17 protein-coding genes are annotated in these 21022 nt (G+C 55.9%); 4 read left to right on the top strand and 13 right to left on the bottom strand.

The features are described 5' to 3' along the window. Positions 1-170: 170 nt before the first annotated feature. From MPRO_RS24765 to MPRO_RS24785, 5 genes are all read right to left on the bottom strand, one after another. The gene (locus tag MPRO_RS24765) at positions 171-1913 is read right to left on the bottom strand and encodes a M14 family metallopeptidase (protein WP_067299079.1); all 1743 of its coding nucleotides are present in this window, start codon (positions 1911-1913) and stop codon (positions 171-173) included. Continuing rightward, complete coding sequence (locus MPRO_RS24770; RefSeq protein ID WP_067299081.1) at positions 1910-2764, bottom strand: ABC transporter permease; 855 nt, start codon at positions 2762-2764, stop codon at positions 1910-1912. The genes MPRO_RS24765 and MPRO_RS24770 overlap by 4 nt, the downstream gene beginning before the upstream one ends. 5 nt (positions 2765-2769) lie before the next feature. Beyond that, the gene (locus MPRO_RS24775) at positions 2770-3693 is read right to left on the bottom strand and encodes an ABC transporter permease (protein ID WP_067299083.1); all 924 of its coding nucleotides are present in this window, start codon (positions 3691-3693) and stop codon (positions 2770-2772) included. A gap of 67 nt (positions 3694-3760) precedes the next feature. Next, positions 3761-5275, bottom strand: a complete 1515-nt coding sequence (locus MPRO_RS24780; protein ID WP_439646795.1) for an ABC transporter substrate-binding protein — start codon at positions 5273-5275, stop codon at positions 3761-3763. 46 nt (positions 5276-5321) lie between these two features. After that, the gene (locus tag MPRO_RS24785; RefSeq protein ID WP_216821375.1) at positions 5322-7145 is read right to left on the bottom strand and encodes an ABC transporter ATP-binding protein; all 1824 of its coding nucleotides are present in this window, start codon (positions 7143-7145) and stop codon (positions 5322-5324) included. 328 nt (positions 7146-7473) lie between these two features. Between MPRO_RS24785 and MPRO_RS24790 the strand changes: the two genes are divergently transcribed. Together MPRO_RS24790 and MPRO_RS24795 are read left to right on the top strand one after the other, a co-directional pair. Continuing rightward, positions 7474-7719: a hypothetical protein gene (locus MPRO_RS24790; protein WP_067299089.1), complete on the top strand. Its 246-nt coding sequence runs from the start codon at positions 7474-7476 to the stop codon at positions 7717-7719. 54 nt (positions 7720-7773) lie between these two features. Then, positions 7774-8685: a LysR family transcriptional regulator gene (locus tag MPRO_RS24795; protein WP_067299091.1), complete on the top strand. Its 912-nt coding sequence runs from the start codon at positions 7774-7776 to the stop codon at positions 8683-8685. A 153-nt stretch (positions 8686-8838) separates the two neighbouring features. Here the strand turns inward: MPRO_RS24795 and MPRO_RS24800 are convergent, their stop codons facing one another. From MPRO_RS24800 to hmgA, 4 genes are all read right to left on the bottom strand, one after another. Further along, positions 8839-9309 (bottom strand): MarR family winged helix-turn-helix transcriptional regulator, encoded by a 471-nt coding sequence (locus MPRO_RS24800; protein ID WP_067299093.1) that lies wholly within the window; start codon positions 9307-9309, stop codon positions 8839-8841. Positions 9310-9410: 101 nt separating this feature from the next. Continuing rightward, positions 9411-10043: a maleylacetoacetate isomerase gene (gene maiA, locus MPRO_RS24805; protein WP_067299096.1), complete on the bottom strand. Its 633-nt coding sequence runs from the start codon at positions 10041-10043 to the stop codon at positions 9411-9413. 68 nt (positions 10044-10111) lie between these two features. Next, positions 10112-11428 (bottom strand): fumarylacetoacetase, encoded by a 1317-nt coding sequence (gene fahA, locus MPRO_RS24810; protein ID WP_067299098.1) that lies wholly within the window; start codon positions 11426-11428, stop codon positions 10112-10114. Between the two features lie 11 nt (positions 11429-11439). Further along, positions 11440-12744 (bottom strand): homogentisate 1,2-dioxygenase, encoded by a 1305-nt coding sequence (gene hmgA / locus MPRO_RS24815; RefSeq protein WP_067299101.1) that lies wholly within the window; start codon positions 12742-12744, stop codon positions 11440-11442. Positions 12745-13142: 398 nt separating this feature from the next. Between hmgA and MPRO_RS24825 the strand changes: the two genes are divergently transcribed. Further along, on the top strand, positions 13143-15623 hold the full coding sequence (locus tag MPRO_RS24825) for a cation:proton antiporter (protein ID WP_067299105.1): 2481 nt from the start codon (positions 13143-13145) through the stop codon (positions 15621-15623). A 6-nt stretch (positions 15624-15629) separates the two neighbouring features. Here the strand turns inward: MPRO_RS24825 and MPRO_RS24830 are convergent, their stop codons facing one another. Further along, positions 15630-15833 (bottom strand): hypothetical protein, encoded by a 204-nt coding sequence (locus MPRO_RS24830; protein WP_067299107.1) that lies wholly within the window; start codon positions 15831-15833, stop codon positions 15630-15632. A gap of 264 nt (positions 15834-16097) precedes the next feature. Then, positions 16098-16364: a hypothetical protein gene (locus tag MPRO_RS24835; RefSeq protein ID WP_067299109.1), complete on the bottom strand. Its 267-nt coding sequence runs from the start codon at positions 16362-16364 to the stop codon at positions 16098-16100. Positions 16365-16638: 274 nt separating this feature from the next. Between MPRO_RS24835 and MPRO_RS24840 the strand changes: the two genes are divergently transcribed. Further along, on the top strand, positions 16639-17346 hold the full coding sequence (locus tag MPRO_RS24840; RefSeq protein ID WP_067299111.1) for an endonuclease: 708 nt from the start codon (positions 16639-16641) through the stop codon (positions 17344-17346). A 104-nt stretch (positions 17347-17450) separates the two neighbouring features. On the opposite strand, the gene MPRO_RS24845 is transcribed toward MPRO_RS24840, so the two are convergent. Together MPRO_RS24845 and MPRO_RS24850 are read right to left on the bottom strand one after the other, a co-directional pair. Beyond that, on the bottom strand, positions 17451-19232 hold the full coding sequence (locus MPRO_RS24845) for an acyl-CoA dehydrogenase family protein (RefSeq protein WP_067299113.1): 1782 nt from the start codon (positions 19230-19232) through the stop codon (positions 17451-17453). A 25-nt stretch (positions 19233-19257) separates the two neighbouring features. Further along, positions 19258-20904 carry an acyl-CoA synthetase gene (locus tag MPRO_RS24850; RefSeq protein WP_067299115.1) on the bottom strand — a complete coding sequence of 549 codons (1647 nt, stop codon included), beginning with the start codon at positions 20902-20904 and terminating at the stop codon, positions 19258-19260. Positions 20905-21022: the final 118 nt, after the last annotated feature.

The raw sequence follows: 21022 nt of genomic DNA on the forward strand, positions 1-21022 counted from the left end.
TTTCTGGCGTGACGGACAAATAGGGAGGGAACCTATTTGTCCACCGGGCTAATAACCAGCTGCCGGTCCGCAATTGCCCGCTTAAATTTCGGTTTTTGGCGTAATTATCAGCAGGGTACCTGTGTGCTCATGCTGAGATATCTCAAGCAGCTCGGTAAATATGTGCGTTTTTACCCTGCAAGCTCCTGATAGGCCTCATAGGCGGCCAGAACGGTAGCCATCTGGGCGCTGTGGCCGGCGATAAAATAGTCGCCGTAGATTGTTTCATCCGGGTATTCAGTAATCAGTGTCAAGGGAACCTCATGGCGGTCATCGACCGATATCATGCAAGGGAAACCATTGATGATTCGAAAACCGGTTTCACCGGCATGGATGCGGTAAAGTTCGATCTGGGCATTATTAAACGCCAACAGGCCGGGCATTTCCGCAAGCTTTTGGGTAACCCGATCGACTAAGGCTTCGGCCCGCTCCGTCCAGTCATCGTGATGGCGCATGATCAGGAAAAAACCCTTGGGCAGGGTCCACTTGCTAAAGCCGCGTGGCACATAGCCCGAAAGCGGCCGCGTCCATTCATGTGACGGATAGCCATGCAGATTGATATGAAGCTGTGCCTTGCTGATGTCCTGTGCCCTGACGCGGATTGCCTTTTCATACAGAGCCGTACCGCGGCGATATTCCAGATCGTCGCCAAGGGCGGTATAGCGTGCCGCATGATGCATGTGATTGGGATTTTCCGTGATCAGACGCTGATGCAGGGCATAACCATCGGGGTTTTCCAGCGGCGAAATGGTGAAATGGGCACCCTCGCGTTTCGCCAATGCCCCGGCGGCACGCAGTGCGCCGACAACGCCCGTACTTTCATTGGCGTGCTGTCCGCCACTAATCATGACAGGTGCATCTGCCCCGGGGCGATATCGGGCGCTGATGGTCCGGCCTGATCGCGAAGACGCCGCAAAGGGCGTGCCGTCGATCTGGTCGAGTTCTGCCATGATCTGCGCACTGGTGATCGGAGCCCTGGCCGCGACCAGTTCCTGATCCGGCCCCAGGATTTCGGCGGTTGAGAGTGGGCGTGTCTCTACAGTCACCGATACTGCCGAGCCACTGCGCCGGATCTCCGGGACGATCTGGCCTGGTTGCAACCCCCGGTCGTCCAGCGGCCGGCCGGATTTTACCTGGAAATACTCCAGCAATGAGAGATAGAGATCTTCATGCAGCGCCTCATGCAGACTGATGACTTCGTGGTCATGGGCGATGGCCTGGTCCTTGCCGGGCAAGTTGACGCTGATATTCAATTCGTCGAAATAGGGTTCTTTGTCACCCCAGTCATGCCCGGCGATGGCTTCCATGGTCCGGGAGAACAGGATTTCATAATCGGTCTCTATACGCTCATCTCGGATCTGGTTGCCCTCCACATCCTGCACCCGGATCCAGCCGGTCGGCGACAAATGGGTTTCATTGATGATGTCCTGATGGACTTTATTGGGCGCGAAGATCCTATGGCTCGTTTCATCGCCCAACGCTGTGCGCAAGGTGATCTCATAGGTGCAGTCGGTCGTCTCACTTGCTGTAAAGGTGATAGTGGCCTGCCCGACAAGCGCTGCGAGCGGATAGGTTTCCAGCAAGAAGCGGTTTTCAGCAGCGTTGTCATGTTGCGGATATCGCACCTTGATGTCGGTCAAGTCGCTACCGGCAATATCGAGATCTTCGAGGAAAAAATGCAAAAGAGGCTTATAGGCGCTATGAAAGCGTGCAGCAATGCCGTGTTTGGCCAGTTCCTTTTCGGCGGCCCGGCGGCTTTGCACATCGCTGAACAGCCACGCCTCCACGACCTGCCCATGATGGGCAGGTGTGGCGAGCTCCTCAACAAGGCCGGTCAGTGTTGGCGAAACGGAGGTGGTGAAAATCCTGCTCATCTTGAAGTCCTGCCCGTGGGGTCGAGACTGTCGCGCAGCCAGTCGCCCAAAAGGTTCAGGCCCAGCACGGTCACAAGAATGGCCAGGCCTGGGAAAACGCTGACCCACCAGGCGTTCTGTAGATAGGTCCGGCCGTCGGCCAGTATGCCGCCCCAGCTTGGCGTGAGCGGATCGACACCCAGTCCAAGGAAGGTCAGACTGCTTTCAAGCAGGATGTTGTTGGCGACATTCAGGGTCATCAAAACGATAACCGGACCGATCAGGTTCGGAAGCAGGTGACGAAACAGGATATTGATATCCTTAACCCCGATGGCTCGGGCAGACTGAATGAATTCGCGGTCACGCAAGGCCAGGACCGAGCCGCGGACCAGACGAGCATATTGCACCCACTGGGAAATGATCAGCAGAATAATCATATTGGTCAGACCGCCGCCCACAATAGCGATAAAGGTAATCGCCAGAAGGATAAAGGGCAGCGCGAGCTGCACATCGGCAAAACGCATCACGACCATATCCCAGAAACCACGGTAATAGCCTGAGATAAGCCCCATGCTCACGCCGATGACAACTGCGCCTGCAACCGACAGCAGGCCGACCTGAAGCGATATTTTGCCGCCCGCAATCACGCGTGCCATGACGTCACGCCCGAGTGGATCGGTGCCGAACGGATGGTCCATGCTGGCAAAGGGGGCTAGCAGACGTGCGGAAAGATCGATCTTTTCCCCGCCGCCGGGAAACAGCAGATCGGAAAACACGACCAACAGGCAGATACCGCCAGTCAGCAAGGCCCCCAGAATGAATTCAAGGTTTTTATAGCGCTCGAAACGCGCTTTGGTTGTGGTGGCTGACATGGAATTTACTCCGTACGGATACGTGGATCGATAAGGCCATAGACAATATCGACAAGCAGGTTGACCCCGACAATCAGCATCGACAGAATCGTAATCACCGCCTGAAGCACCGGATAATCACGTGCGCCAACCGCATCGAAGGCAAGTGTGCCCAGGCCCGGCCAGTTGAACACCCGTTCGATGACGACAATTCCGCCCAGCAGGCCGCCAAACTGCAAACCGAAATAGGTAACCAGCGGAATCGCGCAATTACGCAGGGCGTGTTTGTACAGCACAACATTTTCACTAAGCCCCTTGGCACGGGCGACCATGATGTACTGCGATTGCAGCGTTTCGAGCATCGCGGTACGCACCAGCCGGACATTGGTGGCGGTCAGAATAATGCCCATGGTGAAAGCGGGCATCAGGAAGCTGGCAAAGCCGTCCATACCGCTTGGCGGCAGCCATTGCAACGTGATGGAAAACAGCAGTACCAGCATGATTGCGAGCCAGAAGTTCGGAAATGACAGCCCGATAAGCGAGACTATGCGGATTGCCTGATCGGCCCACTTTCCACGCGAAACGGCGGCCTTGATGCCCAGCGGGATCGAAACGGCAATGGAGACGAACATAACGGCAAAGGCGAGCATGACGGTCGCGGGCAGGGCCGCCCCAATCAGCTGGGAAACGGGTGTTCCGCCCAGAAAACTGCGTCCGAAATCAAGGGTAAAAAAGCCCCGCAGAAAATCTGCATACTGAATAAGGAAGGGCTGGTTCAGGCCCAGACCTTCGCGAATACGGGCAAGATCATCTTCGGATACACTGCCGGCTCCCTGGGCCAGCATCAGCGCCGGGTCGCCCGTTAGCCGAATGGCAAATGACACGACCAGCGTCACGACAAAAATAACGAATATCGTTTGCAGAAATCGATTAATCAGAAATCGAGCCAAGATTCTTCTCCTCCAATAAAAGTCCGGAATGCCGCCCGGGTTGGGGTGGGCGGCATTCCGGGTCTGGTCAGTCTACGGTGACGTCCGACAGGCGCAGGCGGCTGTCAGGTGCGGGGGTGAAGTTATGCACTCGATTGGAGACACCATAGATCGCATTGAGGTTATAAAGCGGCATTTCCAGCGCCTGGTTGGCGGTGTACTGCGCGATGGATTGCAGGATTTCTTCACGCTTGGCGCGATCGGTTATCGCACGCTGAGATTCCAGCAGTAAGTCGAGCTCCGCATCGCTGTCATATGGGTTCCATTTTTCGCCCGTGTGATACATGAAATAAGCGGTGTTATCGTAATCGAGCGTCCAGCCGCCCCAGTTCTGCTGGAACAGCTCGCCGGTTTTGCCCGCCGGGATGATGTCGTTGAGCATCACATTGGTTTCATATGGCTTGAGGGTCGCGTTCAGGCCAATGATCTGCAGATAGCTGGCGACTGCCTGTGACACTTCGTTGAAGGTCGCATCGTTGCCGCGGATATCGATCTGGATTTTCGTGCCAGGGGCCACGCCTGCCTCTTTTAGCAGTTGCTTGGCCTTGTTCGGGTCATAGGGCAGCGGCTGCATTTTCGGATCATGACCGAAGGACAACTCACCCTGGAAGCTGGCAATAGGCGCGGCCTGACCACCAAGGATCGAATCAATGATGGCCTGACGATCAACGCCGTAAATCATGGCTTTGCGCACACGCTCATCCGCGGTAATGCCATTGCCGGTGTTAAACCGCAAGGCATAAACTGTCGGGCTGGCGGTGGTTACGATGTCGATGTTCGGGTCTTGCTCAATGGTCGGGATCATTCCGATCGGAATGGTCGGCGGGATCACCAGGTCGACACGACCGGACTGCAGTTCGGCTACGGCGGTTGAAGGTTCGCTGATAAATCGGTAGTTGAGGTTCGACAACTGCGGTGCGCCGCCCCAGTGATCAGCAAAGGCTTCGAGCTTGATGCCTATTTTCGGTTCATAGGACGCAAGCTTGAACGGGCCGGTGCCGACCGGATGAGCGTTGAAGTAATCTTCACCTTTTTCCGTAATGTAAGTCGGCGGCACAATCATGGCACCGTAACCGGCCAGCTTGATCAGAAGGACTGGGTCAGAGGCCTTGAGATGGAAATCAACGCTGTAGTTATCGATGACTTCGACATGATCGATGGCGGCATAGTTCGAGCGCTGCGGGCCTTTTTTGCCTTCTTCGCCCATCAAACGGTCAAAGGTGAATTTAACCGCATCGGCGTTGAACGGCTCGCCATTATGAAACTGGACACCTTCGCGCAGTTTGAAGCGGATGCGTGTGCCATTGTCGAGTTCTTCCCACGAGGTCGCCAGACCCGGCACCAGCTCGGTGTTCGGTCCGCGATAGGTCAGACCATCATAAATGTTGGTGGCCACCGACGCCCAGTTCACCAGAAAGGTATCGACCGGATCCCAGCTGCCCGGGTCCTGGGGTGAGGCAACAGTTAGTGTGCCTGCGGCCTGTGCCGACGCTGTTGCCATCAGCCCACCTGCTAGAGCGAGGGCCGTCAGGGCAGCGCGCATTCTCTGTTTTTTGTTCATATCACTCTCCGTTGGTTGCTGGCTTTGGTTAACACGCTTGGGCAACAAAATGACCGGGCGCGATTTCTTGACGATTCAGAATGGCGGGTTCATCACCAACCCGACGGATCGGGCTGGGGATTTCGCCTTTAAGCATTGCGTGATTGCGCACCAGCGTAGGGTCGGCGACCGGTACGGCACTGAGCAGGCGCTGGGTATAGGCGTGGGTCGGGGTTTCCAGAACCTGCTGGCGCGTGCCCAGTTCGGCAATCTGACCCAGATAGAGCACCGCGACACGGTGGCTCATTTGCTCGACTACGGCCATGTCGTGGCTTATGAACAGATAGGCCAGGCCCTGTTCTTCCTGCAGCTCCATGAACAGATTGATGATCTGAGCCTGGATCGACACATCAAGAGCGGAAAGGGCCTCATCGGCGATGATCAGTTTGGGATTAGACGCCAGGGCGCGAGCAATACAGATGCGCTGACGCTGGCCACCGGAAAATTCGTGCGGATAACGGTTGGCATGTTCCGATGTCAGGCCGACACGTTCCAGCAGCTGATCTACGCGGATGCGGATCTGTTTTTCGCTGTTGATCAGGTGATGGGTGCGGATCGGTTCGGCAATCGAAAAACCGATTTTTTTGCGCGGATCAAGCGATGCGAAGGGATCCTGAAAGATATACTGGATCTCTTGGCGCAGGCGTTGCTGATCGGATCTGTTCATGCTGGAAAGGGAGCGGCCATCAAAGGTGATATTGCCGCTGGTCGCGCGCTGAAGCTGCTGAATGGTGCGGCCAATGGTCGATTTGCCCGATCCGGACTCCCCGACCAGTGCCAGGGTTTCACCGCGGTAAATATCAAAACTGACGTTTTCGGCCGCATGCACGCGGTGGGTGACTCCGCCAAAAAAGCCCTTTTTGATGTCGAAGCGCGTTACCAGATCGCGCACGGATAACAGCGGGGCTTCGTCATAACGGGCGGTATTCTGGATATGCTCGCTGCCGACCAGGCGCGGTACGCCGCCTTCCATAAGCATGATCGGGAAGCGTTTTGGGAAGGGTTCGCCGGCCATGCTGCCCAGTTTGGGAACAGAGGACAGCAGAGTCTGGGTATAGGGATGCTGTGGATTGGCGAAGAGTTCTTTAACCGGACCCTGCTCAACCTTTTTGCCCTTCCACATCACAACGACATCATCGGCGATTTCGGCAACGACCCCCATGTCATGGGTAATGAAGATCACCGCCATGCCGAGTTCTTCTTGCAGGTCACGAATGATGGTCAGGATCTGTGCCTGAATGGTGACATCAAGAGCAGTGGTAGGTTCATCGGCAATCAGGACCTTGGGACGGCAGGCCATTGCCATGGCGATCATGACGCGCTGACGCATGCCACCGGAGAGTTGGTGCGGATAACGCGCCAGCAATTCACCCGCATCGGGCAGGCGCACCATTTCAAGCAGTCTTTTGCCTTCGATAAGGGCGTCAGCCTTGCGCATGCCTTCGTGCAGGATCAGGGACTCCGCAATCTGATCACCGATGGTGAAGACCGGGTTAAGTGACATCATCGGTTCCTGAAAGATCATGGCAATGTCTTTGCCACGAATGGCGCGCATCTGTTTTTGTGATGCCGACAGAAGGTCGGTTTCGCCATCGGGTCCGGAAAATATGATTTTGCCGGACGGGTAGCTTGCCCCCATCGTTTCGGCCAAACGCATGATCGATAGCGAGGTGACGGATTTGCCTGATCCGGACTCGCCGACAATGGCCAGTGTTTTACCCGGCGCGACGGAAAAATTCAGATTTTCAATGACGCGGGTAGCGCCGAACTCAACAGACAGGTCTTCGACAGTCAGTATCGGGGCAGATAAAATGTCAGTCACTCAATTATCCTCGATGATCAGTATCAGGATGCGCGTAAGGCACGCACGAATCGAACCGGTGTCAAGCTTGCGAGCTGCTTTTGGCATGCGTGAAGAGACCGGATTTTCGGAGCGCAGTTTGGGCTGCGGTCTTCAAACTATATGCGGCTGTGAGATAGCCACTTTCCCTCTTGACGATGATAGCCAGCAACCCTGATGCCATTTTCGACCAAGTTTATAATTTGTTTTTGAGCGCGATCATTCATGTGAAAAGTCAGACGAGTAATGATGCGCTTCCCACCGCTGTTATCCACGTCTGCGCTGCGGTACTGGATCCAGCGTGAAAAACGGGAAGGCTGACCGGCAGCCACTCATTATCGAACCGGGAATCACAATCGAAGTAACCGCCACAGCGGAATACCCATTAGCTATTATTACCCAGCGCCTTGACCTGCTGGTCGACCCAATGCAGCTCCAACCGCTTGCCCAGGCTGAAATAGATAGCGTCCTCAACAGTGCGATGGACAGCACCTGCACCAACCAAGTGATACCGGCTTTCGATATCCATAATGCAACCATAATGTGATAGCATCTACTCATATTAAGTTATCATCTATGCGTAAATGTTATTGGTGATCTTATGCGATTTCGACAGATTGAAGCTTTTCGTTGCGTGATGCTGCGCGGCACCACGTCTGCGGCAGCCGCTGAAATGCATGTATCTCAGCCAGCAATTAGCCGATTAATCAACGATTTGGAACACTCTTTGGGGTTTATGCTATTTGAGCGCCGCAAGGGGCGACTGTACCCAACATTGCAAGCGGCGGAGTTTTTTGCGGCTGTGGAGGAAAGCTTTTTAGGTTTTGAGAAACTAGAGTCAGTCGCTGAGCAGCTTCGCATGCGGGAGCCCAGTCAGCTCAAAATTGCATGTACGTCGTCCATTGCCAGTACACTGCTGCCTTTGGCACTCAAAGAACATAAAAGGTACTACCCCCATGAGCGGGTGATGATACATACCGATAGTGTGCCGCAACTGGTGGTGAAGTTGCAGGCCAATACAGTTGATCTCGCTTTGGGGCTGAAGCTGCCTGATTTGATTGGTATTGAGAGCGAGTCCATAGGTTCGGCGCGTTATGTGTTTGCGGCCCGAGCGGATCATCCTTTGGCTGAGAAAGCCGTTATTTGTCCGCAGGACCTGATCGGAGAGTCAGTGCTTGCCGTGCTGGATAGCAAACCCGCCTATTGGAGCAAGATAGGTGAGAGCCTGGCGCACGTGAAAGAGCTTATCCATCATGATATATCGATCGACACGGCCCATACGGGCTATGCAATGATAGCGGCCGGCATGGCCGTAGGGGTATTGGAACCTTTTGCGGCCCGTGTCTGGAGTGGACAGAATATTATTACCAGGCCTTTTGAGCCTGCGATCTATTATGCCTATGGTCTGGCGTACCCCACCGGCAGTCGCCAGCATAACTCTCTGCATTCTTTCGCAGATACGATCAAGCAAGTGGCCAAGCAAATGCCTGAATTTTCCGACAGCCACCTTTAGCAAATATCGCTTTAACCCGCATGGGATCTGGGCTGACATGGATTTCACCGTCTGCATGCCGATTACCAAGCACACAAACGGATCCCCCCTGCGTTCGCAGCATCTGATCCAGTCGCACTATAGCCGTTCAGGGCCTGGCCGGTTGAGTCGTACTCAGGGTTCGAGTTTGTCGAGTTGCCGGTCGAGCTTTTCAAGAATACGCATCAGGTCGCGGTATTCGCTGGTGTCGAGTGCGCTGATCAGGCGGCTTTCCCAGGCCAGTGCCTGGGGGGCGAGCTCCTGGTAGAGCGCAAGCCCCGTGGGTGACAGGGACAGGTAGGTGACTCGGTTGTCCTGTCTGTCTTTTTCCTTAATCAGGTAGCCTCTGTCATCCAGCTGTTTGACGCCGCGGGATACCTTGGATTTGTCCATCTGGGTGATGCGGCCCAGATCCTTGGCGTTCAGACGCTTGTCTTCCGCCAGGCGGGCGAGGATACGCCACTCCGGAATGCTCACCTGGTAGTCATCGCCGCCATAGATGCGTGACAGATCGTCGCTCATGCGCCTGGCCAGATTAACCATGCGATAGGGAATGAACTGATTCAGCATCAACGATCTGGCAGTGGATTCAGGCGACTCGGACATGGCGGACTCCGCAGATGTTTGGGTAGCGGTGGATTCTTGCACGCAGGCCTGGTTGCTGCAAACACTGCCTGGATTGTAACTGTGCTGCTTCTGGCTATCGGTCAGAGCGTCGAGTCCGGCTGTTTCTCTGGCCGTGCGGCATCGAAGGCATCCAGCTGATTGCAGGCCTCCCAGATCGACAGAATTTTCGGATAGGCCGACATGTCGAGCTTGAAACGCAGGGCATTGTAGACCTGGGGGATCAGGTAAAGGTCTGCCAGGGTGACCTCGGCGCCATGGCAGAAGGGGGCCGCGACCAGCTGCTTTTCAAGCACATCAAAGCCTTCGCGTATCCAGTGCAGGTACCAGGCGGTCTTGTCTTCGTCGCTGATGTTCAGGCTGCCCTTGAGGTATTTCAGTACCCGCAGGTTGTCGAGCGGGTGAATATCACAGGCAATCAGGTTGGCCCAGGCGCGCACCTGTGCTGCGGCGACAGGATCAGCGGGTAGCAATGGGGTCTGCGGGTACACAGTTTCCAGATATTCGAGAATGGCGCTGGACTGGGTGAGCAGCGCGCCGCTATCGAGTTTCAGCGCCGGCAGCAGCCCCTGGGGGTTTAGCCTGCGGTAGGCCTCACCGAGCTGCTCGCCGGTCAGAAGATTTACAGGCGTAAGGCGGTGCTCGATGCCCTTGAGGTTGAGTGCAAGGCGCACCCGATAGGCGGCGGATGAGCGGAAATAGGTAAAGAGTTCCATAAGGGGTCCTTCGCAGGCGGGATAAACATCTGGGCGGCAGGTATCAGCCTGCCACCCAGGGTGTGCTGTCAGCCCCTGGCCGGCAGCAGGGTGCTGACGACTTCGCCAAAGCCGATGCGCGCGGCGCCGTCTTTGGCGCAGAAGCCACGCATGATGATGGCATCGCCATCCTCCAGGAAGGTGCGATTTTCTCCGTTGGGCAGAGTGATTGGGTTTTTGCCACCAGCGCTCAGCTCAAGCAGGGAGCCGGCCTCTTCGGGTTTGGGGCCGGACTGGGTGCCTGAGCCCAACAGGTCGCCCGGGCGCAGGTTGCAGCCGTTGACCGTGTGGTGCGTCACCAGCTGGCTGATGGTCCAGTAGGAATGCTTGAAGCTGGAGGTTGAAAGCCGTGTCGGCGCTTGGCCTGCGTTGCGCATTTGTTCTGTTTGCAGCAGGCACTCAAGCTTGATATCCAGCGCGCCACTCTGACTGTTGGCATCGGAGCTCAGGTAGGGCAGCGGTTGGGGATCGGCGGCATCGCGCACGAAGGCCTGGCGATAGGGCGCCAGCGCTTCCATGGTCACGATCCAGGGTGAAATGGTGGAGGCGAAATTCTTCGACAGGAAAGGTCCCAGCGGCTGATATTCCCAGGCCTGAATGTCCCGTGCGGACCAGTCATTGAGCAGGCACAGGCCAAACACATGATTATCCGCCTGTTCGATAGTCACCGGCTCACCGAGGACGTTACCGCGGCCTATAAAGATGCCGACTTCCAGTTCGTAGTCCATACGCTTGCAGGGGCCAAAGCTAGGCTCGGTGGCATCGGGTGCTTTGGTCTGGCCCTTGGGGCGGTGGAAAGCCTGGCCCGATACATCAATGGAAGAGGCTCGGCCGTGGTAACCGATAGGAATCCATTTGTAGTTCGGCAGTAGCGGGTTATCCGGGCGGAATAGGGAGCCGACGCTGGTGGCGTGGTGCACCGAGGTATAAAAGTCGGTGTAGTCGCCTACGGTACAGGGCATGGCGTATGCCACATCCGCCTGGGGAATCAGGCAGCTTGCAAGCATGGCTTCGGCGCTGGCGCCCGTGCGCAGAGCGCGGGACAGCGCCAGACGCAATGCCGACCAGGCCGGCAGGCCCATGCCCATGAAACGGTTCAGTGTGGATTCGCTGGCGGCGGCAAGTGCATCGCCGGCCAGGCCATCAATAATGGCGAGCTTGGCGACGGCGGCCAGGTCCAGCACCTGGTCACCGATGGCGACACCCCCGCGCAGGGCTTCCTCGCTGCCACGGCGTCTAAAGCTGGCGAAGGGCAGGTTCTGGATCGGAAAATCGCTGGTGGCGGTATTGGCTGAGGCGACCCAGCTGCTGAGTGTGCTGTCGTGCGTTTCGTTCAGAGTTGTCATGGTGTCGGGCCTTATTTGTCGCCGTTAAAGTATTTTTTCAGTCCGGACCAGCAATCAACATAGTTGAGCTGGCGGGCATCGCTTTCCAGCGCATGGCGCGTGGGTGCGATCACATACCGCGATTCAATCATGAACGCCAAAGTGTCCTGGTACTGTTCGGGTTTGAGTTTTGCAGCGCTGGCTTTTTCGAACACGGCGGCTTCAGGGCCATGGGGCGTCATGCAGTTGTGCAGGCTCATGCCGCCAGGCTCAAAGCCTTTCTCCTTGGCATCATAGACACCTTCGATCAGGCCCATAAACTCGCTCATCATATTGCGGTGATACCAGGGCGGCCTGAAGGTGTTCTCAGCCACCATCCAGCGCGGCGGGAAGATTACGAAGTCGATATTGGCCACGCCTGGGGTGTCGCTCGAGGACGTCAGCACGGTAAAGATGGACGGGTCCGGGTGGTCAAAGCTCACGGTATTGATCACGTTGAAGCGTGACAGGTCATACTTGTAGGGGGCCGAGGTACCGACCCAGGCAACGACATCCAGCGGGGAATGGTCCAGCGGTGCGCGGTGCAGACCACCACAGAACTTGGCAACAAGCTCAAAATCCCCATCCACATCTTCGAACCAGGCCACGGGATACTGAAAATCACGGTCATTGGCATAGCCGTTGGCGCCCACCGGGCCACGTTCCGGCAGGTGCAGTGCCGCGCCGTAGTTTTCGCAGATAAAGCCGCGTACCGGACCGTCCGGCAGTTCGATCTTGAACTTGATGCCACGGGGGATGACCAGGATCTCGCCGGGCTTCACATGCAGCGCACCCAGTTCCGTATACGCCAGGATCGCACCCTGCTGGGGTACAAAGAGCATTTCGCCATCGGCGTTATAGAAAAAGCGGTTGCCCATGCCGGTATTGGCGCAGTAAACGTGAATGCCGATGCCGATCTGACTGCGGGCATCGCCATTGGCGGCGACCGTGATCATGCCGTCGATAAAGTCGGTGTCTGTCTCAGGCATCGACAGTGCATCCCAGCGCAGCACGTTGGGCGGGCAGTCTACTTCGGTAATGGGGGCGGTACGGATCAGGCCCTTGTCCATCGGGCTGAAATCACCCATGGCGATAGATGGGCGGATGCGGTACATCCAGGTGCGCCTGTTGCTGTGGCGCGGGGCGGTAAACGCGGTGGTGCTGAACTGTTCGGTATAGAGCTTGTAGTCACAGCGCTGGGGGTTGAACTGGCCCTGTGGCAATGCGCCTGGCAGGGCTTCGGTTTCATGCTCGTTGCCGAAACCGTTGAGGTATTTGAGTTTACGGGAATCTATCATTATTCCAATTTCCGTCAGGTTAGATCGCAGTCTGGCTCTGTTATCGCAGGTCTGCGTCGCTTTGATTATTAGTTTCAAATGAAACCAGTTTAATGGCCTGGATCGGTTATTTCAATCAATATTCTGGCGTATATTATTTTTTACGCTGAAATGAATGCATTTATATGACTAAAATGGTTTTTTGTAAGACTATTGTTTGTTTTTCTCTGTGCTTCTTGTGTCTGCGGCCGAAGGAACCCTCGGAAATCAGCCCCACCCATAGCGGGCGCCGCCCTATACGGATGCTGTTATAAGGGTGCGCCCGGGTTTGACCGTTCAGTGGTATCACTTCTTTACTGTATGCATCAGCGCCAGCCTTTAGAGCGAGCGTTGCTGCGCAGCCCAAGGGAGTTCTATCCATGGAACACAGCCTGAACATTGCCCACCTTGTCGCCGGTATTATCGCTTTGCTGCTGATCGCTGCGGTGACACTGGCGGTCACTGAACGGCTGCGGTTTCCCTTTACTGTAGCCCTGGTGCTGGTGGGTATGGTGCTGACTGAAGTGGCGAAGTCCTACCCGCAGGCTCTGGGGCCGCTGGAGGGTATCGAAATCTCCTCGGGCCTGATTCTGTATGTCTTTCTGCCCACCCTGGTGTTTGAGTCGGCCTTTCACCTCGATGCCCGCCAATTGCGTCGCGATTTGGCGCCGGTGGTGATGCTGGCGGTGCCTGGCCTGCTGGTATCTACCTTTATCATTGGCGGTGTCATGGCGCTGGCCACACCCATTTCGTTTTCGGCGGCCTTGCTGCTCGGCGCTATCCTTAGCGCCACAGACCCCGTGGCAGTGATTTCCCTGTTCAAACGTCTGGGTGCGCCGCGCAGGCTGACGGTACTGGTTGAAGGCGAGAGCCTGTTTAACGACGCCACCTCTATTGTGCTGGCGCGGGTGCTGGTGGGCATACTGGTGGCCGGTGCCGTGTCTATTGAGTCGGTACTGCAGGGACTGCTGGATTTCGTCGTGGTCTTTGTCGGTGGTCTTTTGGTGGGCTGGCTGATGGCCCTGTTGACCGGCTATCTGCTGGGTGTCCTGCAGGGGCATCAGTTTATCGAAATTACGCTGACCACTATTCTGGCCTACGTCTCTTTCCTGGTCGCAGAAGAGGTGTTTCATGTCAGTGGTGTCATGGCAACAGTGGCGGCGGCACTGAGTTTCAGTGGTTGGGGCTGGATCAAGGTGAGTCCCGAGGTGCGTGCCTACCTGGAGCACTTCTGGGAATACATGGCCTTTATAGCAACGGCACTGATCTTCCTTATGGTGGGTATGCAGGCCGAGGTTTCTGCGCTGCTGGAGGCTATGCCGCTGCTCGTTTGGGTCATTCTGGGAATGCTGTTGTCGCGGTTTGTTGTGATTTTCGGCCTGATACCGCTGATGGAGCGCTTGCCCGGTGCCCAACCCGTGGGGTTGGGTTACAAGGCAGTGATGTACTGGGGCGGGCTGCGCGGGGCCATCGCACTGGCTATCGTACTGAGCCTGCCCGAATTCGAGCACTCGGCCACCTTTACCACCCTGGTGATGGGCGCGGTGTTGTTCACCCTGGTGGTGCAGGGTCTTTCGATCAATAGCCTGGTGCACCGTCTGGGGCTGGATCGACCGTCGCTGGCAGACCGCTTCGCCCGTATGGAAGGTAAACTGCTGGCCAAACGCCGTGCTCAGGACCGTATCCCCGAACTCATGGCCGGTGGCCTGTTTTCGGGCTCCATTGCGCAACGGCTGCAGCTCAACTCGGATCAGGAATTAATAAGCATCCGCGAGGAACTTGATCAGTTGCGCCAAACCGAACTTAATTCCAATGAGGAACGTCGGCTACTCTACCTTCGCGGTTTTGCCGAGGAGCAGTCGTTGTTTATCGATATGTTCAACAAGGGGCACCTGTGTGAGGCGGCGTTCTGGCAACTACGTCAGCGTGTAGCGCTGGATCTCGACACCGTGCGTTTCCAGGATCGACTGGATCATATCGTATTTTGCGAGCGGCAGGATTCCGTGCTGGCGCAGCAGCGTTTGCGTCTGCTGGATCGTGTTTCGGTGCTGGCCGGCTATGCCCAGTGGTTGCGCGTAAGACGCGTGGCCAAAGATTATGAAATTGCCTGGGGGCGCTATCAGAGCTGTTCCCGGGTTCTGGAACGTTTTGATGAGCTGGTGGAAACGGAGTCCATTTCCGTCGAGGTGGCATCTGAAGTGCGGCAGCAATACGTCGGCTGGCATGAAACAGCCTGCAATCAGCTTGATCAGATGGCTGAGCAGTTTCCAGAATTTGTAGCGGACATGCAGGAGCGTCTGGGGGAGCGTTTGGTATTGCTTGCCGAAGGCGAGGCGATCGGCGAGCAGCTTGAACGCGGAACCCTGCCGCAGGGCATCGCTGAAACACTTGAAGCCGAGATGCGCACCAAGCTGCGGGCCCTGCGTGGGGCGGCCATTAAAAAACTGCAGGTTGAGCCGTCTGAACTATTGCGCAAGGTGCCTTTCTTGCAGGACATTCCCGAGGCGGAGTTTGTGCAACTGGCGACGCGCATGCGTTCGGTGACTGTGGCCGAGGGGGAAAACATCATTAGCCAGGGCGATACGGGCTACTCGGTGTACCTGATTGCACGGGGGGTGGTTCGAGTTATACGGCGAGAAAACGGCAAGGACCGCCAGCTGGCGACCCTTATGGCGGGTGACTTTTGTGGTGAGATGGCGCTACTGCACCAAGCGACACGCAGTGCCACGGTTCGGGCGATGACTCCCTGCTCGCTGTACGAATTGCGTCGCGCTGATTTGGCGCAGGCCATGCTCGAGTATCCTGCTATCCAGGCGGCGTTGGAAAAGGCGGCCCTTGAACGCAAAAATGCTCAGGGTTGAGCTCAGTCAGGCATGGTCTTTGGCGCGTTCGTACTGATACTGTAGCAGCGGTTCCCAGCGGCCGGCTTCGTTGGAGAGCCAATCGCCACACTGGTTGCAGCGTGCGATGCAGATGCCTTGCTCTGAGAATAAAATGCAGAATTGGGTCAGATCCAGAACCGGTGATGAGACGGTTTCGGCATTGTTGCAGCACAAGCAGGGCGTATTCATGCTGGTACCTGATGGTTAATGCAGGGTTGCTGATCAGCCTTTTGCGTATTTAGATTTAGCGCTGCAGCGGTCACTATCTGGCAAGGCCCGGGCGCGAACATGCGCCTGATGGGTCTCGCGCCTCGCTCGCTGGCCTCTTCCCTGAAGCTTAACGTGCTGTGCATGTCGCTGATGATCCCTGTCTGATTCGTATTGATGCCGTTAGCGAAACGGGCGTATAGTGCCGCGCTGGAATCTGTTCGCGGCCTTGTTAGCCACTACTTGCTAGTGGCCATCGCCTGTATAGGCCAGAGCATTTGCAAACGACGTTGTACGGTTCTTGCTCTCAGCACTGGGAGACGGAGGGCTCTGACGATCGTCATAATAGCCGATGCTGATAATTTCCCATTTCTGCAGGTAGCGGTGCAGGTAGCTGTTGCAGCAGCGGCACTTGTATAGCTGGCTGTCCTGCAGCGTGCTGATATTGATCAGATAGGGGTGGTGGCGTTGTTGCGAGATCAGGAGGTCACATGACGGGCAGGTGCTTTCCATTTCAGTTGCCTCTAATTGTACGTCGATATTTCGGTTAGCATCCGTTGCGCCGAATGTGGCTTGTCTAGACGCGCTCTAAATACATATGTATTTGATGCCAAACATTTGTATTCAGGTCTCATGTTAGTGGAGACCCTGAGAAAAATATTTAGGACTTAGTCCTAATTTTAAATGCGATTTCAGCGTTTGAATTTCGCTGTTCGGGATGTGCCCGTTTTGTCAGCAGACAGGATGTCTGCTCCAACCGCTGGATGCGAGCTACACGGAATATTTCATGCGTATGTTGTGGGTGGCACTCATGTTGCCATTGTATGCGTTTGCCGATCAGCCGGCGTCCTTTAGTGCAGCCAAGCGGGAAATGACTGCCATTTATGCAGACAACCCAAGGTCCTTCTATTGCGGTTGCAACTACGGCACTCGGGGCAAGCGCCTTGAGCCGGATCTGGCCAGCTGCGGTTATCAGGCGCGCAAGAATGCTGGTCGTGCAGGACGGATTGAATGGGAACATGTGATGCCTGCCTGGGTTTTCGGGCACCAGCGCCAGTGCTGGCAGCAAGGCGGACGCCAGGCCTGCAGCAAGGATCCTGATTTCAAACTGATGGAGGCCGATATGAATAACCTGGTGCCTGCCATCGGTGAGGTTAACGGAGACAGGTCCAACTATGCTTACGGCATGATTTCCGGCGAGCCGCGTGCCTACGGTGCCTGCGATGTTGAGGTGGATTTCAAGGGGCGCACGCTGGAACCCAGCGACGCGATCCGTGGTGATATTGCCCGTATCTATTTCTATATGCAGGACCGCTATGATTTGCGCCTGAGCAAAAGCGAAACGCGCCTGCTTGAAGTCTGGAACCGTGCCGATCCCGTTGATCTCTGGGAATTTGAGCGCAACCGCCGTATTCGCGCGGTGCAGGGGTTTGGCAACCCTTATGTTGAAGCTGGGCAAAGAGTGCTGGTACGCAACAGCGCTGATATCAAGTAACTCGTCACACAGGCTGTTTGCCGTAGAACCCAAAAGCCCTCGCAAGGAGGGCAAAAGGTATTTTGTTATCGATCAAGTGACGGCGCTTGTGATCTCAACGCCTGTCAGAACTGCGCGCTGTTGATCTCACAAGCACCGCAAAGGCCGGACATCACCGTATCTGCATGGCGATTGGCGCGCGGCAGGTAGTAGTCGGTGTAGAACTCAGCGGTAATCAGCTTGGTACGCAGGAATTCATCCGCGTATTGACCCTTACCCAGTAGCTCGTGAGCGGCCAGTGCACTTTTCGCCAGTAGCCAGGCACCGCACAGGAAGCCGTGCATCATCAGGAAGTCGAAGCAGACGCTGCCTGCCAGATCCTTGTTGCTGACAGATTTATCCAGCAGCCAGGTGCGTAACTGCATGGAGCGTTTAACCGCCATGCGCAGCTCACGATTCATCTTGATGAATGCCGCTGAATCAACCGCGGACAGGGCGTTGACGGTGATCATTATCTCCGTTTGCAGGCTTTCCAGTGCCGCACCTTTATCCAGCAGCATCTTGCGACCGATAAAATCCATCGCCTGAATGCCGGTGGTACCTTCATAGATCGGCAGGATGCGGGCATCACGATAGTGCTGGGCTGCGCCTGTCTCTTCAATAAAACCCATGCCGCCGTGTACCTGAATATTCAGGGACGTTAGCTCCTGCGCAAATTCGGTCATCCAGCCTTTAACGACTGGGGTCAGCAGATCCACGCGGGGCTTAAACTGCAGCGCCACTGCAGCATCAGAGCTGTGCGCTTTATCCACATCAGAGGCCGCTACGTAGGCCAATGCTCGCATAGCTTCAGTACCGGATTTCATCGCCAGCAGCATGCGGCGCACGTCGGCGTGTTCAATGATGGGCATCTTGTTGCCATCTTTGTCGGTACCCTGAGTCCGCTCTTTGGCGAACTCAACGGCCTGCTGGTAGGCGCGTTCAGAGATGGACAAGCCCTGCAAGCCAACAGACTGGCGGGCGTGGTTCATCATGGTGAACATGTACATCAGGCCTTTGTTAGCCTCACCCACCAGATAGCCTTCTGCACCGCCGTTGTCACCAAAGCTCATAACGCAGGTTGGGCTGCCGTGGATACCCAGTTTGTGCTCCAGTGACACACAGACTGCATCGTTCAGCTCAGCGGGTTCGCCATTGGCGTCCAGCTTGAACTTGGGCACGATAAACAGGGATATTCCCTTAACACCGGCTGGCGCATCCGGCAAACGAGCCAGTACCAGATGGACCACGTTGGAGGTCATCTGATGGTCACCCCAGGTAATAAAGATCTTCTGGCCGGTGATTTTGTAACTGTCACCGTCCGGGATCGCTTTGGACGCCACGGCAGACAAGTCAGAACCTGCATTGGGCTCGGTCAGGTTCATGGTGCCAGTCCACTCACCGCTGATCAGCTGTGGCAGGTACTGTGCTTTCAGCGCCTCGCTACCGTGAGCAATGAGCGCTTCAACGGCACCCTGACTCAGCATCGGGCAGAGGGCAAAACCCATGTTGGCGGAGTGCCAGAGTTCGTTGACGGCCGTGCCCAGAACATTCGGCAGCGCCTGACCTCCAAACTCTTCAGGGCCGGTTAGTGTTGCCCAGCCATTGACTACATATTGCTGGTAAGCGTCGGCGAAACCTTCAGTTTCCAGTACTTTGTGATTTTCCAGCCGGGCACTGTTCCGATCACCCGTACTGTTCAGCGGTGCCAGTACATCGGCCGCCAGCTTGCCTGCTTCTTCGATAATCACGCTGGCCAGTTCGCTGTTTACTTCTTCCAGACCCGCGTCGCTGCAGTACTGGTCAAACTGGACCAGCTCTTTGATAACAAAGTTTGCATCCGCGTAAGGGGGAGTGTAGGTGCTCATGAAGGTATCTCCGCCTGGTTAATCTTTAGTTTTCAGTCGATTCAGGATTGTTCGCGCGCTCACGCAGCAGGAACTTCTGGATCTTGCCGGTGCTGGTTTTTGGCATATCGCCAAAAATCACGGTTTTTGGTGCTTTAAAATGGGCCATGTGGTCACGGCAGAAGGCAATAATCTCTGCTGCGCTGACCGCGCCGGCGTTGCCTTTCAGGGAGACAAAGGCACAGGGTGTTTCGCCCCATTTCTCGTCCTGTTTCGCTACAACCGCGGCTTCCTGCACCATTGGGTGGCTATACAGCACATTTTCCACTTCGATACTGGAAATATTCTCACCGCCAGAGATGATGATGTCTTTTGAGCGATCTTTTATTTCGATATAACCGTCTTGGTGCCATACTGCGAGATCACCTGAGTGGAACCAGCCGCCTTTAAATGCATCCGCAGTGGTGGTCGGGTTTTTCAGATAACCCTTCATGACCAGGTTGCCGCGCATGAACACTTCACCCATGGTTTTACCGTCCTGCGGTACGGGTTCCATGGTCTCTGGATTGGCGATCATCAGATCGTCCAGCATTGGCGCACGAACACCCTGACGGGATTTCAGTCGCGCCTGTTCTTCAGCGGTCTTGTAGCTCCACTCGTCGTGCCAGGCGCAGACAACGGATGGACCATAGGTTTCGGTCAGGCCGTATACATGGGTTACTTTAATGCCCAGTTTTTCCATGCCTTCGATCACGGAGGCAGGAGGCGCAGCACCGGCAGTCATCACTTTTACCGGGTGGTGGATGCCATCTTTCAGGGCGTCATCGGCAGCATTCAGCATGTTCAGTACAATAGGTGCGCCACAGAAGTAGCCCACTTTTTCCTTTTTGATCATGTTGAAGATATCTTCAGAACGGACATGACGCAGGCAGACGCTGACACCCGCCATCGCGGCAATAGTCCAGGGGAAGCACCAGCCGTTGCAATGGAACATCGGCAGCGTCCACAGGTAGACCGGGTGCTGTTCCATCGCCCAGGACAGGGCATTGCTGTTGGCGTTCAGGTAGGCGCCACGGTGGTGGTACACCACGCCTTTAGGGTCACCGGTGGTGCCAGAGGTGTAGTTCAGCGTAATCGCTTCCCACTCATCGGCTGGCAGTGAGTAGGCGTAGTCTTCGTCGCCGTTTGCAATAAAGGCCTCGTAGTCGGTATCGCCGATCAGTTCACCGTCGCTCCAGTACGGATCGTCGATGTCGATGACGTAGGGTTTTTCGTCCATCAGCGCCAGGGCGCCTTGCACCACCTTGCTCAGCTCTTTGTCGGTGATCAGTACCCTGGCGCCTGCATGTTCCAAGATAAACGCGACTGCTTCTGAGTCGAGGCGGGTATTGATTGAGTTCAGAACGGCACCGCACATGGGCACTGCAAAGTGCGCTTCGAAGTGCTCTGGCAGGTTAGGCGCCATGATGGAGACGGCATCGCCTTTTTCAACGCCATAGGCGTTCAACGCACTGGCCAGTTTTTTGCTACGGCTGAATGTTTCTGACCAGGTGCGGCGGATTTCTCCATGCACAACGGCAGGACGGTTTGGATAAACGCTGGCTGCGCGCTCCAGAAATTTGATGGGTGTCAGCGCAGCAAAGTTAGCAAAGTTTTTTTCCAGGTTTGTTTCGAAGGCCGATCTGTTATTCATTTTTGTTACTCTCGTTATCGATGTTTGCCAGCGAGCCAGTCAGGTGGCTGGCGCCGAGCGTCCAGGCGAGTGAAAGCCCCGGAAAATGAGCTGTATCGGTTCGCAACCCGCCTTGGCG

It is taken from the genome of Marinobacterium profundum (assembly GCF_001528745.1).
GTDB lineage: Bacteria > Pseudomonadota > Gammaproteobacteria > Pseudomonadales > Balneatricaceae > Marinobacterium_A > Marinobacterium_A profundum.

Bases quoted from the DNA above. Each gene is read 5' to 3' on its own strand.
- MPRO_RS24830 (WP_067299107.1), bottom strand. From the start codon at position 15,833: ATGAATACGCCCTGCTTGTGCTGCAACAATGCCGAAACCGTCTCATCA.
- MPRO_RS24780 (WP_439646795.1), bottom strand. From the start codon at position 5,275: ATGCGCGCTGCCCTGACGGCCCTCGCTCTAGCAGGTGGGCTGATGGCA.
- MPRO_RS24850 (WP_067299115.1), bottom strand. From the start codon at position 20,904: ATGAATAACAGATCGGCCTTCGAAACAAACCTGGAAAAAAACTTTGCT.
- maiA (WP_067299096.1), bottom strand. From the start codon at position 10,043: ATGGAACTCTTTACCTATTTCCGCTCATCCGCCGCCTATCGGGTGCGC.
- MPRO_RS24845 (WP_067299113.1), bottom strand. From the start codon at position 19,232: ATGAGCACCTACACTCCCCCTTACGCGGATGCAAACTTTGTTATCAAA.
- MPRO_RS24840 (WP_067299111.1), top strand. From the start codon at position 16,639: ATGCGTATGTTGTGGGTGGCACTCATGTTGCCATTGTATGCGTTTGCC.
- MPRO_RS24800 (WP_067299093.1), bottom strand. From the start codon at position 9,309: ATGTCCGAGTCGCCTGAATCCACTGCCAGATCGTTGATGCTGAATCAG.
- MPRO_RS24765 (WP_067299079.1), bottom strand. From the start codon at position 1,913: ATGAGCAGGATTTTCACCACCTCCGTTTCGCCAACACTGACCGGCCTT.
- MPRO_RS24825 (WP_067299105.1), top strand. From the start codon at position 13,143: ATGGAACACAGCCTGAACATTGCCCACCTTGTCGCCGGTATTATCGCT.
- MPRO_RS24770 (WP_067299081.1), bottom strand. From the start codon at position 2,764: ATGTCAGCCACCACAACCAAAGCGCGTTTCGAGCGCTATAAAAACCTT.
- MPRO_RS24835 (WP_067299109.1), bottom strand. From the start codon at position 16,364: ATGGAAAGCACCTGCCCGTCATGTGACCTCCTGATCTCGCAACAACGC.
- hmgA (WP_067299101.1), bottom strand. From the start codon at position 12,744: ATGATAGATTCCCGTAAACTCAAATACCTCAACGGTTTCGGCAACGAG.
- MPRO_RS24795 (WP_067299091.1), top strand. From the start codon at position 7,774: ATGCGATTTCGACAGATTGAAGCTTTTCGTTGCGTGATGCTGCGCGGC.
- fahA (WP_067299098.1), bottom strand. From the start codon at position 11,428: ATGACAACTCTGAACGAAACGCACGACAGCACACTCAGCAGCTGGGTC.